The sequence below is a fragment of the Alphaproteobacteria bacterium genome, from assembly GCA_041396705.1.
Taxonomy (GTDB): Bacteria; Pseudomonadota; Alphaproteobacteria; order CALKHQ01; family CALKHQ01; genus CALKHQ01.
In genome coordinates this window covers 391,230-405,198 of sequence record JAWKYB010000003.1, presented here as the reverse complement: position 1 = coordinate 405,198, position 13,969 = coordinate 391,230, and the positions used below count along the sequence as shown (strand labels likewise).

At 70.9% G+C, this 13,969-nt stretch carries 12 protein-coding genes; 9 read left to right on the top strand and 3 right to left on the bottom strand.

Annotated elements, in window-relative coordinates; genetic code table 11:
* Positions 1 to 77: 77 nt before the first annotated feature.
* Entirely contained in the window at positions 78 to 497 is a 420-nt protein-coding gene (locus R3F55_05335; protein MEZ5666848.1) for a hypothetical protein, read from the top strand.
* An 809-nt stretch (positions 498 to 1,306) separates the two neighbouring features.
* Here R3F55_05335 and R3F55_05330 read toward each other — a convergent pair.
* Both R3F55_05330 and R3F55_05325 read right to left on the bottom strand, forming a co-directional pair.
* A complete protein-coding gene (locus R3F55_05330) occupies positions 1,307 to 2,209 on the bottom strand; it encodes an amidohydrolase family protein (GenBank protein MEZ5666847.1) in 903 nt (300 codons plus the stop codon).
* Positions 2,210 to 2,229: 20 nt separating this feature from the next.
* The gene (locus R3F55_05325; protein ID MEZ5666846.1) at positions 2,230 to 3,252 is read right to left on the bottom strand and encodes an aldo/keto reductase; all 1,023 of its coding nucleotides are present in this window, start codon (positions 3,250 to 3,252) and stop codon (positions 2,230 to 2,232) included.
* A gap of 125 nt (positions 3,253 to 3,377) precedes the next feature.
* Between R3F55_05325 and R3F55_05320 the strand changes: the two genes are divergently transcribed.
* The 8 genes from R3F55_05320 (at position 3,378) to R3F55_05285 (ending at position 12,912) form a co-directional block, all read left to right on the top strand.
* On the top strand, positions 3,378 to 4,403 hold the full coding sequence (locus R3F55_05320; protein ID MEZ5666845.1) for a C-terminal binding protein: 1,026 nt from the start codon (positions 3,378 to 3,380) through the stop codon (positions 4,401 to 4,403).
* Positions 4,404 to 4,629: 226 nt separating this feature from the next.
* Positions 4,630 to 5,919: a nicotinate phosphoribosyltransferase gene (locus R3F55_05315; GenBank protein MEZ5666844.1), complete on the top strand. Its 1,290-nt coding sequence runs from the start codon at positions 4,630 to 4,632 to the stop codon at positions 5,917 to 5,919.
* 127 nt (positions 5,920 to 6,046) lie between these two features.
* A complete protein-coding gene (locus R3F55_05310; GenBank protein MEZ5666843.1) occupies positions 6,047 to 7,591 on the top strand; it encodes a gamma-glutamyltransferase in 1,545 nt (514 codons plus the stop codon).
* 56 nt (positions 7,592 to 7,647) lie between these two features.
* Positions 7,648 to 8,715 carry a nitrilase-related carbon-nitrogen hydrolase gene (locus R3F55_05305; GenBank protein ID MEZ5666842.1) on the top strand — a complete coding sequence of 356 codons (1,068 nt, stop codon included), beginning with the start codon at positions 7,648 to 7,650 and terminating at the stop codon, positions 8,713 to 8,715.
* A 168-nt stretch (positions 8,716 to 8,883) separates the two neighbouring features.
* Positions 8,884 to 9,447 (top strand): UbiX family flavin prenyltransferase, encoded by a 564-nt coding sequence (locus R3F55_05300; protein ID MEZ5666841.1) that lies wholly within the window; start codon positions 8,884 to 8,886, stop codon positions 9,445 to 9,447.
* A 169-nt stretch (positions 9,448 to 9,616) separates the two neighbouring features.
* Entirely contained in the window at positions 9,617 to 10,801 is a 1,185-nt protein-coding gene (locus R3F55_05295; GenBank protein ID MEZ5666840.1) for an amidohydrolase family protein, read from the top strand.
* 40 nt (positions 10,802 to 10,841) lie between these two features.
* A complete protein-coding gene (locus tag R3F55_05290) occupies positions 10,842 to 11,669 on the top strand; it encodes a Rid family hydrolase (protein MEZ5666839.1) in 828 nt (275 codons plus the stop codon).
* Positions 11,670 to 11,814: 145 nt separating this feature from the next.
* Positions 11,815 to 12,912, top strand: a complete 1,098-nt coding sequence (locus R3F55_05285) for an ABC transporter ATP-binding protein (protein MEZ5666838.1) — start codon at positions 11,815 to 11,817, stop codon at positions 12,910 to 12,912.
* A gap of 328 nt (positions 12,913 to 13,240) precedes the next feature.
* On the opposite strand, the gene R3F55_05280 is transcribed toward R3F55_05285, so the two are convergent.
* Positions 13,241 to 13,930 (bottom strand): FkbM family methyltransferase, encoded by a 690-nt coding sequence (locus tag R3F55_05280; protein ID MEZ5666837.1) that lies wholly within the window; start codon positions 13,928 to 13,930, stop codon positions 13,241 to 13,243.
* Positions 13,931 to 13,969: the final 39 nt, after the last annotated feature.

Sequence of the window (13,969 nt, the reverse complement as noted above, 5' to 3'; positions counted from 1 at the left end):
TTGCCGCCGGCGGCGTGCTCTCGCCACCGGCTTGAACCGGCCGACGCGCGCCGGCGACCTATGCGCCGTGTGCTTTCGTGGAGGTCTCGATGACGATTGATGCGGCGTCTTCCCCGAGGCTGCGGCCGGTGGACCTCTCCGCCGGCGAGCGGCGTCTGCTGGCCAGAATCATGAGCAAGGTTCCCGACGCCAGCCGGCGCCATTTGTCCGAGGCGGAGATCGGCAACGCGTTTCGCACCGGCTATGCGGCGTTCAGGCCCGGCTACGACCGACTGAACTGGGTGGCGCTGCCGTTCGCGATCGCCGTGTTCCTGTCGATGTTCGTGTTCGACTTCTCGATCGGGACCAGGTTCCTGATCCTGTTGCCGCTGCTGACGCTGACGACGCTGGCGCTCATGCGCCTGCAGGCGTTCAAGCGCGACATGGCCGCCACCCTGACCGGCATGGCCGCGCGGGCGATGCGCGACAAGCAGCCTCGTAGCCCGCATGGGGCGTAGCGAAATCCGGGGGACAGCATTTCCGTCCGCGCGGCCCTATCCCGGATTGCGCTCCGCTCCATCCGGGCTACAATCGATGCGGGTTTTGGTCATGGCTCGTTACAACCATGGTGCGCTACCGCCGCAATCGGGTTCCGGCGGACCTATTTCTTCACGCTGACCCAGCGCGACCGGCAGTCGACCGCCTTGGTCGACAATGTGGCCGTACTCTGCGACGCGCTTGAGCGCTGCGCGTGGGAAAGGCCGTTCGCTACCGAGGCCATAGCGGTCCTTCCGGATCATCTGCACGCGGTCCTGACGCTGCCGCCTGGCGACGCCGACTATTCCGGCCGGTGGCGCAAGATCAGCGCTATTCACGCACGGTCTCGCGAGCGGCGAGGGGCGTTCCGCGTCGCCGTGGCAACCGCGATCCTGGGAGCACACGATACGCGACGAAGCCGACTACGAACGACACGTCGACTATGTGCATTTCAATCCGGTGAAGCTGGCTTGGTCGCTCGCGTCGCGGATTGGCGCACTCGTCCTTTCATCGCGTGCGCGAGGGCGTGTTGCCGGGGATTGGGGCGGCGACCCGGACGACGGCGGCCTCGCATTCGGCGAACCGAAGCCGGACCGGTAGGCGGAACGGTGCAGAGGGCCAACCGGAAAACGCCGTTGCCGGGGGTGCTCGACCCGGACTGCGCCCGCTTCATCCGGGCTACACATGTGCTGTGACTTCGTAGCCCGGATGGAGCGCAGCGCAATCCGGGAACGGCGTGGCGGCACGGCCTGATCCCGGATTTCGCTTCGCTTCATCCGGGCTATGAGTGTCAGATCCGATACAGCCGGGCGGCGTTGTCGTGGAACAGGGCGCGGCGCTCGTCGGCGGAGAAGCCGGCGGTGATCGCGTCGAAGGCCTGCCAGATCGCCGCATAGCCGCTGTAGAGCTTGTCGACCGGGAAGTTGCTGGCGAACAGGCAGCGGGCGACGCCGAACATCTCGATGGTCTCCAGCACGAACGGGCGGATCGACGCCTCGGTCCAGCGATGGTCGTGCATGCCGAGCCCGGAGATCTTGATCGCGACGTGCGGCAGCGCGGCCAGCCGGCCGAGTTCCTGCCGCCAGGCGGCGCGGCCGGCCTCGCTGCGCTCGATCGGCGTGCCGGTGTGGTTGACGATCGCAGGCACGTCGGGATGGCGCACCAGGATCGCCGCCGCCCGCGCCATCTGGTGCGGGTAGAGCTGCAGGTCGAACGACAGGCCGTGGGCGGCCAGCCGCGCATAGCCGCGTTCCCACTGCGGGTCGTCCATGTATTCGCGGGCGGCATGGCTGTACTTGGCCTGCGGGTGGGTGTTGAGGATCTGGCGGATGCCGCGGGTGTTGGCGAAGCCGGCATGGGCGGCCAGCACCGCGTCGACCTGCGGGTCGGCCAGGTCGGCATAGGCGACGATGGCGTGCGGGAAGCCGCCGGAGCCGGGCGCGTCGGCCACCGCCTGCAGCCACCGCGTCTCGTTGACCGGGTCGGCGTCGTCGTGGTCGGCCTGCAGGTGCACCGACTTGACCACCGGCAGGTCGCCGATGTCCGCCTTGAAGTCCGCGAGCAGATAGCTGTTGCGGATCGGCCGGATGTCGCCGGTGAACACGTCATCCGGCGCCGGCGCCGGCTGCTGCAGCCAGGGATAGCGGTTGGTCTCCAGGTCCCATAGATGGTGGTGGGCGTCGATGATCGGCAGGTCGAGCGGCATGGCGGGCCTCACGGGGTCGGCGCGTCGACGCGCAGCAGCTTCTCGTGCTTCAGCTCCGCCCACAGGTCGGGCGGGATGTCTTGGCGCATCAGCTTCAGGTTCGACAGCACCTGGCCGGGCGCGACGGCGCCGGGAATCACGCTGGCTACCGCCGGGTGGTGCAGCGGGAACTGCAGCGCGGCGGCGATCAGCGGCACGCCGTGGCGGGCGCAGATCGCCTCGATCCGCCGCACCTTGTCCAGCGCGGCCGCGTCGGCGTCGGCGTAGTTGTACTTGGCGCCGGGCACCGCGCCGGTGGCGAGGATGCCGGACGAGAACACACCGCCGACGACGATGCCGACATTGCGCTCCTCGCAGGCCGGCAGCTCGCGCTCCAGCGTGTCCTGCTCCATCAGCGTGTAGCGCAGCGCGACCAGGAAGAAGTCGATGTCGACGATGTCGAGGAAGCGGCTCATCATGCCGTTCTCGTTGATGCCGGCGCCGATGCCCTTGATCAGGCCGGCCGACTTCAGTTCGTCGAGCGCGCGCCAGCCGCTGGTCGCCAGCCGGGCGAGGTGGGCGTCCACCGCCGCGTCGGTGCGGTGGTGCCACCAGTCGAGGTCGTGGATCAGCAGCAGGTCGATGCGGTTCATGCCCAGCCGCTGCAGGCTGTCCTCGAACGACCGCATGATGCCGTCGTAGCCGTAGTCGAAGCGGATGTCGAAGTGCAGCCCGCCGGCCCAGAAGCCGGTGTCGAACGCCGCCGGGTCGCGCGGCGCGGTCAGCACGCGGCCGACCTTGGTCGACAGCACGAACTCGGTGCGCGGCTTCCGGTAGAGGAAGCGGCCCATGCGATGTTCGCTCTGGCCGCGGCCATACCACGGCGCGGTGTCGAAATAGCGGACGCCGGCGTCCCAGGCCGCGGCCAGCGTGGCCTGGCCGTCCTCGTCGCTGACCTTGGTGAACAGCTCGCCCAGCGGCGCCCCGCCGAAGCCGAACACCGGCAGGCGCGCGGACGTCTTGCCGAGCTGGCGGGTCTCCATCGGGTCCATGCGGCATGCCTCCCCATCCGTTTGCCGTTGCGGCATTGTCTGTGCTGGCGCCGCGGGCTAGAGCAAAGGCCGGCGCGCGAAACGATTCAACAGCTAACGCGCCCGCGCAACCGCCGGGAGGACAAATGCCGCAGACCCTGCACCTGCTGACGCCGGACGCCCAGTACGCCGACGATGCCGTGGTCGAGCGCGAGACCGCCGGCCCGGGCGTGCGCTGGACCATCCAGCGCGAGCGCCGGCCGGAGCGGCTGGACCAGGACGCCATCGCCACCGCCGACGCGGTCGTGGTCTGGCACGAGATGCCGATCGACCACGACTTCATCCGCCGGCTGAAGGCCTGCCGCATCATCGTGCGCGCCGGGGTCGGCTTCGACCACATCGACCTGGAGGAAGCGGGCAGGGCGGGCATCCCGGTCGCCAACACGCCGGACTACGGCACGTCGGAGGTGGCCGACCACGCCATCGCGCTGATGCTGGCCTTCACCCGCGGCATCGTCAGCTATCACAACGCGCTGGTCCATGACGTGCACGCCGGCTTCGACTGCACCGTGGCGCCGCTGGTCCGGCGCATCCGCGGCCGCACCTTCGGCGTGATCGGGCTCGGCCGCATCGGTACCGCCGCCGCGCTGCGCGCCCGCGGCATGGGCATGCGCATCGTCGCCTACGACCCCTACGTCTCGCGCGGCACCGAGATCGCGCTCGGCGTCGAGCGCACCGAAAGCCTGGAGGCGCTGCTGCAGCAGAGCGACGTGGTCAGCATCCACTGCCCGCTGACGGCGGAGACCCGCAACATGATCGATGCCGCGGCACTCGGCCGGATGAAGCGCGACGCGATCCTGGTCAACACCGCGCGCGGCGCCATCGTCGACATCCCGGCGCTGATCGCCGCGCTGCGCGACGGCACCATCGCCGCGGCCGGCATCGACGTGCTGCCGGTGGAGCCGCCGGCGCGCGAGGAGGCGATCGGCGAGGCGATGCGCGCGTTCCAGGGCACCGACCTGGCCCATCGGCTGATCCTGACCCCGCACGCCGCCTGGGGCAGCCCCGAAAGCGCGCACGACGCCCGCCGGCTGGCGGTGGAGACCGCGATGCTTTACCTGCGCCAGGGCATCCTGCGGAACTGCGTCAACGCCCAGTGGCTGCGGAGCTGACGCCCGCATGATGCACGTCTTCTTCCTGGAGATGCCGGTGTGGTTGTGACCGCCGCATTCTGCTTCATCTTGCTCATGGAAGGTGGTCCGGCCCGGCAGAACTCTCAGCCTCGATGGCGCGCGTCAAGGCGTGGAGGCCGACAACCGGCTTGACCGGCGTCAAGGGCCGCGCACGTCCGCCGGGCGAGTCTGGCGGCGGGGCAACCACCGCGCGGGATCGCAGCCGATGGAACCGTCCGGCAGTCCGCTGCTGACCGACCTCTACCAGCTCAACATGCTGCAGGCCTATCTCGACCACGGCCGCACCGAGACCGCCGTGTTCGAGTTCTTCGTGCGCAGGCTGCCGGCGCGGCGCGGCTTCCTGATCGCCGCCGGCCTGGAGCAGGCGCTCGCCTATCTGGAGACGCTGCGCTTCGATGCCGACAGCATCGCCTGGCTGCGCGGCGGCGGCCGGTTCCGTCCCGACCTGCTCGACTGGCTGGCCGACATGCGCTTCACCGGCGACGTCGATGCCGTGCCGGAGGGCACGGCCATATTCGCCGACGAGCCGATCCTGCGGGTCACCGCCCCGTTGCCGCAGGCGCAGCTGGTCGAGACCCGGCTGATCAACCTCCTGCATTTTCAGACCCTGATCGCCTCGAAGGCGGCGCGGATGGTGCTGGCCGCGCCGGGCAAGCTGCTGGTCGATTTCGGCCTGCGCCGGGCGCACGGCGCGGAAGCCGGGCTGCTGGCGGCGCGCGCAAGCTGGCTCGCCGGCTTCGCCGGCAGCGCCACGCTGCAGGCCGAGCGCGCCTTCGGGGTGCCGGCATTCGGCACCATGGCGCACGCCTTCGTGCAGGTGCACGACAGCGAGGCGGCGGCGTTCGAGGCCTTCGCCCGCTCCCGGCCCGACCGCCTGATCCTGCTGATCGACACCTACGACACCGAGGCGGCGGCGCACACGGTGGTGGCACTGGCGCCGAAGCTGCGCGCGATGGGCGCAGCCCTTGCCGGGGTGCGCCTGGACAGCGGCGACATGGCGGCGCTGGCGGTATCGGTGCGCCGCATCCTCGACGCGGGCAGCCTTCCCGACGTGTCCATCTTCGCCAGCGGCGGCCTGGACGAGGACGCGCTCGCCGCCTTCGCCGCCAAGGGCGCGCCGATCGACGGCTTCGGCATCGGCACCAGCCTGACCACCTCCGGCGACGTCCCGGCGCTCGACTGCGCCTACAAGCTGCAGGAATACGCCGGCATTCCCCGACGCAACCGCTCCGCCGGCAAGGCGACCTGGCCGGGGCGCAAGCAGGTCTGGCGCCGCCACGACGCCGACGGACGCATGGCCGGCGACGTGCTCGGCCTGGCCGACGAGCCCCACCCCGGCAGCCCGCTGCTGCGGCCGGCGATGCGCAACGGCCGCCGCGTCGGCCCGCAGCCGACGCTGGCCGAGAGCCGCGCGCTGGCCGCGCAGACCCTGGCCGCGCTGCCCGAGCCGCTGCGCCGGCTCGATCCCGGCGCCGGCTATCCCGTCGTCGTGTAGGATCGCCTGGTCGCGCTGGCCGACAGCGTCGACCGCTGGGTCGCGGAACGGGCGAAAGGGCGTTGACCGGCCGGCGCGGGCCGGCCCAGGATGCCGCCGCCCGGGGGAGGGGCGGCTGTTGGTCGAAGTGGTCGAGGTGCGGGGCGCGCACGCCGTGGTGGCGGCCGGCCATCCGTTGGCCTGCGCGGCGGCGGTCGAGGCGATGGCGGCAGGCGGCGGCACGGTGGATGCGGCCATCGCCGCGGCGTTCGTGCTGGCGGTGGCCTGTCCGCACGCGGCGACACTGGGCGGCGACGTTTTCCTGCTGATCCACGACGCGGCCAGCGGCGAGACCGCGGGCGTCAACGGCACCGGCACCGCGCCGGCGGCGATCGCGCCGGCGTTGTTTCCCGACGGCATTCCGCGTTCGGGTCCGCTGGTGTCGACGGTTCCGGGGCTAGTGGCCGGGCTGGAGGCGGCGCACCGGCGCTTCGGCCGGCTGCCGTTCGGGCGGTTGCTGGCGCCGGCGATCGGCCATGCCCGCCAGGGCTTCGCCGTCGGCGCCTATCTGGCCGCCAACGTCGCCCGCTGCGCCGAGCTGTTGGCCGGCGACCCGGCCGCGGCGGCCCTGTTCCTGCCCGGCGGCAGCCCGCTCGCCGAAGGCGACCGGCTGGCGCAGCCGGCCCTGGCCGCCAGCCTGGAGCGCATCGCCGGCGACGGCGCCGCGGCGCTGTATGGCGGCGACCTCGGCGCGGCGCTGGCCGGCGACCTGGCCGCGGTCGGCGCGCCGCTGTCGGCCGGCGACCTCGCCGGCCACCGCACGCTCTGGCAGGCGCCGCTCGCCGCCCCGTTCCACGGCCGCAGCGTGCTGACGATGCCGCCGAACTCCTACGGCCTGACCCTGCTGCTGCAGCTGCTGTTGCTCTCCCGCGACAACATCGCGGCGGTCGACCCGGACGGGCCGGCCTTCGCGCTGCGCGGGCTCGCCGCCCGCCGCGCCGCCGATCGCGCGGCGGCGGCCGCGGTCGCCGATCCGGCCGAGGCCGAGGCGCTGGCGCGGTCGGTGCTGGCCGATGCCGTCGCCGGGCGGCTGGCCGACGGCCCCGAACCGGCCGAGGCCGAGGGCGGCACCACCAACGTCGTCGTGCTCGATGCCGCCGGCAACGCGGTGTCGCTGGTGATGAGCGTGTCGGCGCCGTTCGGCGCCTGCGTGGTCTCGCCGCGCACCGGCATCCTGATGAACAACCGGCTGCGCGGCTTCGCGCTCGACCCGGCCAGCGCCAACCGGCTGGCGCCGGGGCGGCGGCCGGCGCACACGCTGACGCCGGCGCTGGTGCTGCGGGACGGCCGGCCGGAATGGGCGATCGGCACGCCGGGCACGGCCGGCCAGACCTGCGTGCTGGCGCAGCTGCTGGCGCGCCTGCTGGCCTGCGGCCAGGAGCCGTCCGCCGCCTTTGCCGCGCCGCGCTGGTCGGTCGACCTGGAAGGCAGACCGATCGTCGAGAAGACGATGCCGGAGGCGGTGCGCGCGGCGATCGCTGATTCCGAGCCCGACGTCCGGCCGATGCCGGTCGGCTGGCAGACCTTCGGCTCGGTCAAGGCGTGCCGACGCGACGCCGACGGGCTTGCCGCCTTTGCCGACCGGCGCCGCTCGGCCGACGTCGCCGCCCTGGACCGCGGCGGGCCGGCATAGCATGATCGCGCCCCGGTCGCCGCGGGCCGGGCCGAACGAGGGGGAACGGGACGAGGATGGCCGAGCAGCTGAACTACGAGGTGGCCTGCCTGCAGACGCGCTCGCGCCAAGTGTCGCGCGACGACGATGCGCAGCGCGACGTCGACGTGCGCGCCAATCTCGAGCGCATCTTCCAGATGATCGACTACATCACCGCCTTCGGCAATTCCGAGGTGCGGCTGATCGTGCTGCCGGAATACGCCATCAACGCCCGTTGGCACCGGATGGAACTGGCCGACTGGATGCGGATCAGCACCACCATCCCCGGCCCCTACACCGACCTGATCGGCGAGAAGGCCAAGCAGCGCAATGTCTACATCGCCGCCAACCTGCTGGAGGTGCACGAGGCCTATCCCGGCCGCTTCTTCAACTGCTCCTGCCTGATCGGCCCCGACGGCAAGGTCCTGATCAAGCACTGGAAGAACAACAACAATGCCTGGGTCTTCCCCTACACGACCCCCTCGGACATCTATTCCGACTTCGTCCGCCGCTTCGGGCGCGAGGCGCTGTTCCCGGTGGCGCGGACCGAGATCGGCAACATCGGGCTGCTGACCTGCGGCGAGCTCGGCTTTCCCGAGAACGCCCGCTGCACGATGATGAACGGCGCCGAGGTGCTGTGCCACCTGACCTCGGAGCCGCACAACATGAGCCACGGCGACGTGCGCAACTGGGAGGCGCTGCGCACCGCGCGCGCCTACGAGAACAAGTGCTTCCTCGCCATGGCCAACATCGGCATGTACGAGGGCGCGCTGCGCGGCCTGCACGGCAGCCACGGCGACAGCGCGATCCACAATTTCGACGGCTCGGTGCTGAACAAGATCAACGGCGCGGGCGAGGCCACCATCAAGGGGCCGATCGACCTGAATGCGCTGCGCCGGGTCCGGGCCAAGCCGTTCCATCCGGTCACCCTGCGCGCGCAGATGTATGCCAAGGAATACGAGGCGACGGTGAGCTGGCCGAACGACGGCTTCCTCGAACATCCGATCGAGTCGATCGAGCAGACCCGCGCCCAGTTCCAGCGCCTGGTCGAGGAGCGGCGCGCCCGCGGCATCGACAAGGCGCCGCGCGACTATGCGCCGGAATAACCCCGTGTTCTCGCGTCGTCACTGCGAGCAGCGGAGCGGCGTGGCAATCCGGAGCAACCGCAAGAACGGCGCGGCAGCGGCCCCGGAACGCCACGCCCCCTGCCGGCGGCGCGCGATGACGCCTGCGATTGCCGGGCGACAGCACCGCCGCGCCGAGGGAATCCGGGCATGCGCCGCCTGATCGTCGGCATCACCGGGGCGTCCTGCGCCATCTACGGCATCCGCGCGCTGGAGGCGCTGCGGGCGGTCGATGGCGTCGAGACCCACCTGATCCTGTCGCCCTCGGCGCTGCGCACCATCGTCGACGAGACCGACGTCGACCCGGCCGCGGTGCGGGCGATGGCCGACGTCGTCCACGACTACCGCGACATCGGCGCCGGCCCGGCCAGCGGCTCGTTCCGCGCCCACGGCATGCTGATTGCGCCCTGTTCGATGAAGACGCTCAGCGGTATCGCCAATTCCTACGACGACAACCTGATCGTCCGCGCCGCCGACGTCTGCCTGAAGGAATGCCGGCGCCTGGTGCTGATGCCGCGCGAGACGCCGCTGCATGCCGGCCACCTGGAGCTGATGCTGCGCGCGGCGCGCATCGGCGCGGTGATCGCCCCGCCGATGCCGGCCTTCTATCCGCGGCCGCAGACGCTGGCCGAGCTGGTCGACCACGCGGTCGGCCGCGCGCTCGACCTGTTCGACATCGATGCCGGCCTGGTCCGGCGCTGGAAGGACGGCTGACACTGGGTCGCGCATGGGTGCGGTCCGATTTGCCGCCGAAAATTAGCTTTGTCACTTCGCGAAAGAAAAAAGCTATTGTTTCGCGCGATCCTTGGCTAACCTGAGGATCGAACGGGAATGCGGAAGCCGGCGGCCGCGGCCGCCGGCCGGATCTGACGGGGAGTTTGCCGTGCGCAAGGGATTTCGGGTCATCGACGTCGACAGCCACGTGACGCCTTCGCTGGAGGTGCTCTATCGCTATGCCAGCCAGACCCTGAAGGACCGCTGGGACGAGCTGAAGCCCTATGAGCGCGAGATGAATTCCCCGCCCGGGCGCGGCCATCCGACCGAGCCGTGGCACACCATCAAGGTCAAGCCGATCCCCTACAACCGCATCGCCGGCGAGAAGGCGGGCGCGGAGAAGGCGGAGAAGGGCGGTAAGGGCGCCGTCGAGGGCCGGGTCGAGAACGTTTCGCAGCACCAGTGCGCCGAGCGCATCCAGCACGACAATCCCGACGGCCGCATCAAGGACATGGACACCGAGGGCGTCGACGTGAACGTGCTGATCCCCGGCACCTGGGCCTCGGCCTCGACCGCGCTCGACCCCAGCCTGACCTGCCTGCTGTACGACGCCTTCCACACCTACATGGCCGACTTCTGCAGCGGCTACAAGGACCGGCTGCGCGGCCTGTTCCTGGCGCCGGGCGGCAACGTCGAATGGGCGGTGAAGGAGCTGAAGCGGCTGGGCAACGAAAGCTGGGTGTCGTGCGTCTGGCCCTGCCTGCCGGAGGGCATGCCGATCGACGACCCGGACCTGGAGCCGCTGTGGCAGGTGATGAACGACCTGCACCTGCCGATCATCCACCACAGCTTCTTCTACGAGCCGCCCTACTTCCCCGGCTATCGCGACATCTGGGGCAACGCGGCGATCGCGCGCACCGCCGCGCATCCGTGGGGCGCCCAGCGGCTGCTGGCCTATGTCATCGCCGGCGGCATCCTCGACCGCCATCCCAACATCAAGGTCGGCTTCGCCGAGACCGGCCATGGCTGGCTGCCCTACTGGGTGCTGCGGCTGGACAGCCAGGTCAGCTACGTCAAGGGCACGGTCAGGCCGCTGCAGCATCTGCCCAGCGAATATGTCAAGATGGGCCGCGTGTTCTGCTGCATCGAGACCCACGAGGGCCCCGACATGACCAAGGCGGTGATCGACGTGCTCGGCGACCAGTGCCTGATGTACGCGTCCGACTTCCCGCATCCGGAGTGCGACTGGCCGCATTCGGTCGACAACATCATCGCGTGGGAGAACAAGCTGGGCAACGAGCCGCTGCGCAAGCTGCTCGGCGCCAACGCCGACAACTACATCCGCGCGGCATAGGGCCGCGATTGCACGACGGCGTGATCGAGGGAGCGGCGGCTTGGAGTTCGAGGAGGCGCTGCGCTACGTCACCACCGCCCGGGCCGAGGGCGCGGCCCGCAACGCGACGGTGACGGTGGCGATCCTGGACGCGGCCGGCCATCCGGTGCTGGTTGCCCGCGGCAAGCCCGATACCTGGCACGGCCCCTATATGGCGATGGGCAAGGCCCGGCTCGCCGCCGCCTTCCGCAAGCCGACCGCCGAGCTGCTGGAGAAGTGGGAGGACCGGCCGCTGTTCGCCCAGAGCCTGACCGAGGTCATCCCCGGCGGCGTCACGCTGAACAAGGGCGGCTATCCGATCTTCCGCGACGGCCGCTGTATCGGCGCCATCGGCGTCGGCGGCGGCGCGCCGGAGGTGGACGATGCGGTCGCCCGGGCCACGGTGGAGAAGCTGGCCGGCGACGTGCCGGCGCCCGCCAACGACGAGGCAAACATGAACGACACGCTCGAGAAGCGCCCGATCAGGACCGACGGCGCACCGACGCCGACCGGGCCGTTCAACCAGGCCATGGTCTACGGCAACCTGGTGTTCACCTCGGGCCAGGCCGGCCGCAACCGCGAGACCGGCCAGATGGGCGACATCCGCGACCAGGCCCGGCGCTGCATCACCAACATCGCCAACGTGCTCGATGCCGCCGGCAGCTCGCTCGCCCACCTGCTGAAGGTGACCGTGTTCCTGAAGAACGCCGCCGACTGGAAGGCGTTCAACGAGGTCTATGTCGAGCTGGTGCCCGAGCCGCGCCCGGCCCGCTCCTCCGCCGTCGTCTCGCTGAAGACCGACGACATGCTGGTGGAGATGGAAGCGGTCGCCTACATCCCGCAGAAGTGAGCGGCGACATGCCTTCCTTGGTCATTGCGAGGCGCGCGGCGCCGCGGCAATCAAGAACCGCGGCACCATCGCCGGTGCGACACCCCGGGATCGCCACGCCGCCCACGGCGGGTCGCGACGACGGCCTTGCCATGGAACCGCGATAGTGCTCCGCATCGTCAACCTGCGGAAATCCTACGTCGCCGACCACGAGACGGTGGAGGCGCTGCGCGGCATCTCGCTGGAGGTGCCGGAGGGCAGCTTCTTCACGCTGCTCGGCCCGTCCGGCTCCGGCAAGAGCACCGCGCTGCGCTGCGTCGCCGGGCTGGAGCACGCCCATGGCGGCGAGATCTGGATCGGCGACCAGTGCGTGTTCTCGGCCGAGCGCGGCGTCATGGTGCCGCCGGACGTGCGCCCGATCGGCATGGTGTTCCAGTCCTACGCGATCTGGCCGCACATGAGCGTGTTCGAGAACGTCGCCTTCCCGCTGCGCCACGGCGCCCGCGGCGAGCACCTGTCGCGCGCCGACATCCGCCGCCGGGTCGAAGAGGCGCTGGCGAAGGTGCAGCTCGACGGCTACGGCAGCCGGGCCGCGCCGCAGCTTTCCGGCGGCCAGCAGCAGCGGGTGGCGCTGGCCCGCGCCCTGGTGCGCCGGCCGAAGCTGCTGCTGCTCGACGAGCCGCTGTCCAACCTCGACGCCAAGCTGCGCGAGGAGATGCGGATCGAGCTGAAGGAGATCACCGAGGCGCTGGGCATCACCGCCTTCTTCGTCACCCACGACCAGCTCGAGGCGTTGGCGATGTCCGACACCATCGGCGTGATCATGAAGGGCGAGCTGATCGAGGTCGGCTCGCCGCACGACGTCTACACCAACTCGCCCAGCCGGGTGGTCGCCGGCTTCCTTGGCGTCGTCAACGTGATCGAGGGCCGGGTGACCGAATGCGGCGCCGACGGCTGCGTCACCGTCGCCACCGACAGCGGGCTGGTCCGCTCGTCGCGCGCCGCCGGCGTGACCAAGGACAGCGCCGCCGCCGTCATCATCCGACCGGAGGCGCCGATCTGCACCCGCGAGGCGCCGGCCGACCGCAGCAACGTGTTCGAGGGCACGATCAGCCACCTGTCGTTCCTCGGCGGCTACATCGACGGCGAGCTGACGGTCGGCGAACGCAAGCTGAAGGTGTCGCTCAACCCCTACGACCGCTTCCAGCTCGGCGAGCGGGTCTACGTCCAGGTCCCCGAGGACCGCTGTCAGGTGCTGCCCTGATAGCGCCCGTAGCCCGGACAGGCAGTGAGCGCGATCGGGGACGGCGGCGCCGCTGCAAGGACCGGATTTGGCTCACGCTCCATCCGGGCTACGGCCGTTGCACAGTCCACAACCCCGTAGCCCGGATGGAGCGCAGCACAATCGGGGTGGCGCCACCACAGCACCTACCGGATTTCGCTCGCGCTTCATCGGGCTACGGTCGTTACGCCAGTTCCGCAAACCACGCACGTCATTGCCGGGCTTGTCCGGCAATCTCCACCAGGCTCGCCCATGCGGCACGGGGCGCCCCGCATCGAAACCGGGCATGACGCCGGGCGCAGGCGCCGCGTCAGGCGTCGCGGAAGAACAGGCCGTCGACCTGCAGCTGCCGGCCGAGCGCCTCGCTGAAGGTGCGTTCAGTCAGCATGGCCGGGCGGAAGCCGCGGGCGTGCAGGTGCTGGAGGATGGCGAGGTAGTCGGGCTCGCCCTCGTAGAGCGGCAGCAGCGACATCTCGACATGGATCGCGTCGATGCGGTCGAGCACCGGCTCGGCGCCGGCCAGCACGGCCATCTCCATGCCCTGGGTGTCGATCTTCAGCAGCAGGCGCTCGCCGGCGCGGCAGTGGTCGGCGACGATGGCGTGACCGTGGTCACCGGCGCGACGGCGGTGCCGGTGGCGCGTGTGCGGGGCAGGGCGCGCATCGCGCGTCGGTGGCGGCAACGCGCTCGACCTGTCGCTGGCCTCGGACAGGGTGAGCGTGATCGTGCCGCGCTCGGCGCCGACGGCCGTGCGCGGCGCGACGGTCCAGCCGGCGTCGCCGGCCGCGGCGGCGCTCAGCGCGGCGTGGGCGGCCGGCCCCGGCTCGAACGAGACGATGCGGCCGGCGAAGCCGATGCGCCGCAGCATCTGCCCGGTCTGTCCGGTGTTTGCGCCGACGTCGATCACGCAGCCGATGCGGTGGCGGGCAAGCAGGCCGGCCAGCTTACCCTCGGTCGACTTGCGGAATGCCTTGCCGCGGCTGCCCGGCCAGATGCCCATGCGCCATGCCCCCGGAGAATCGCCCGCCATCGTAGCCCG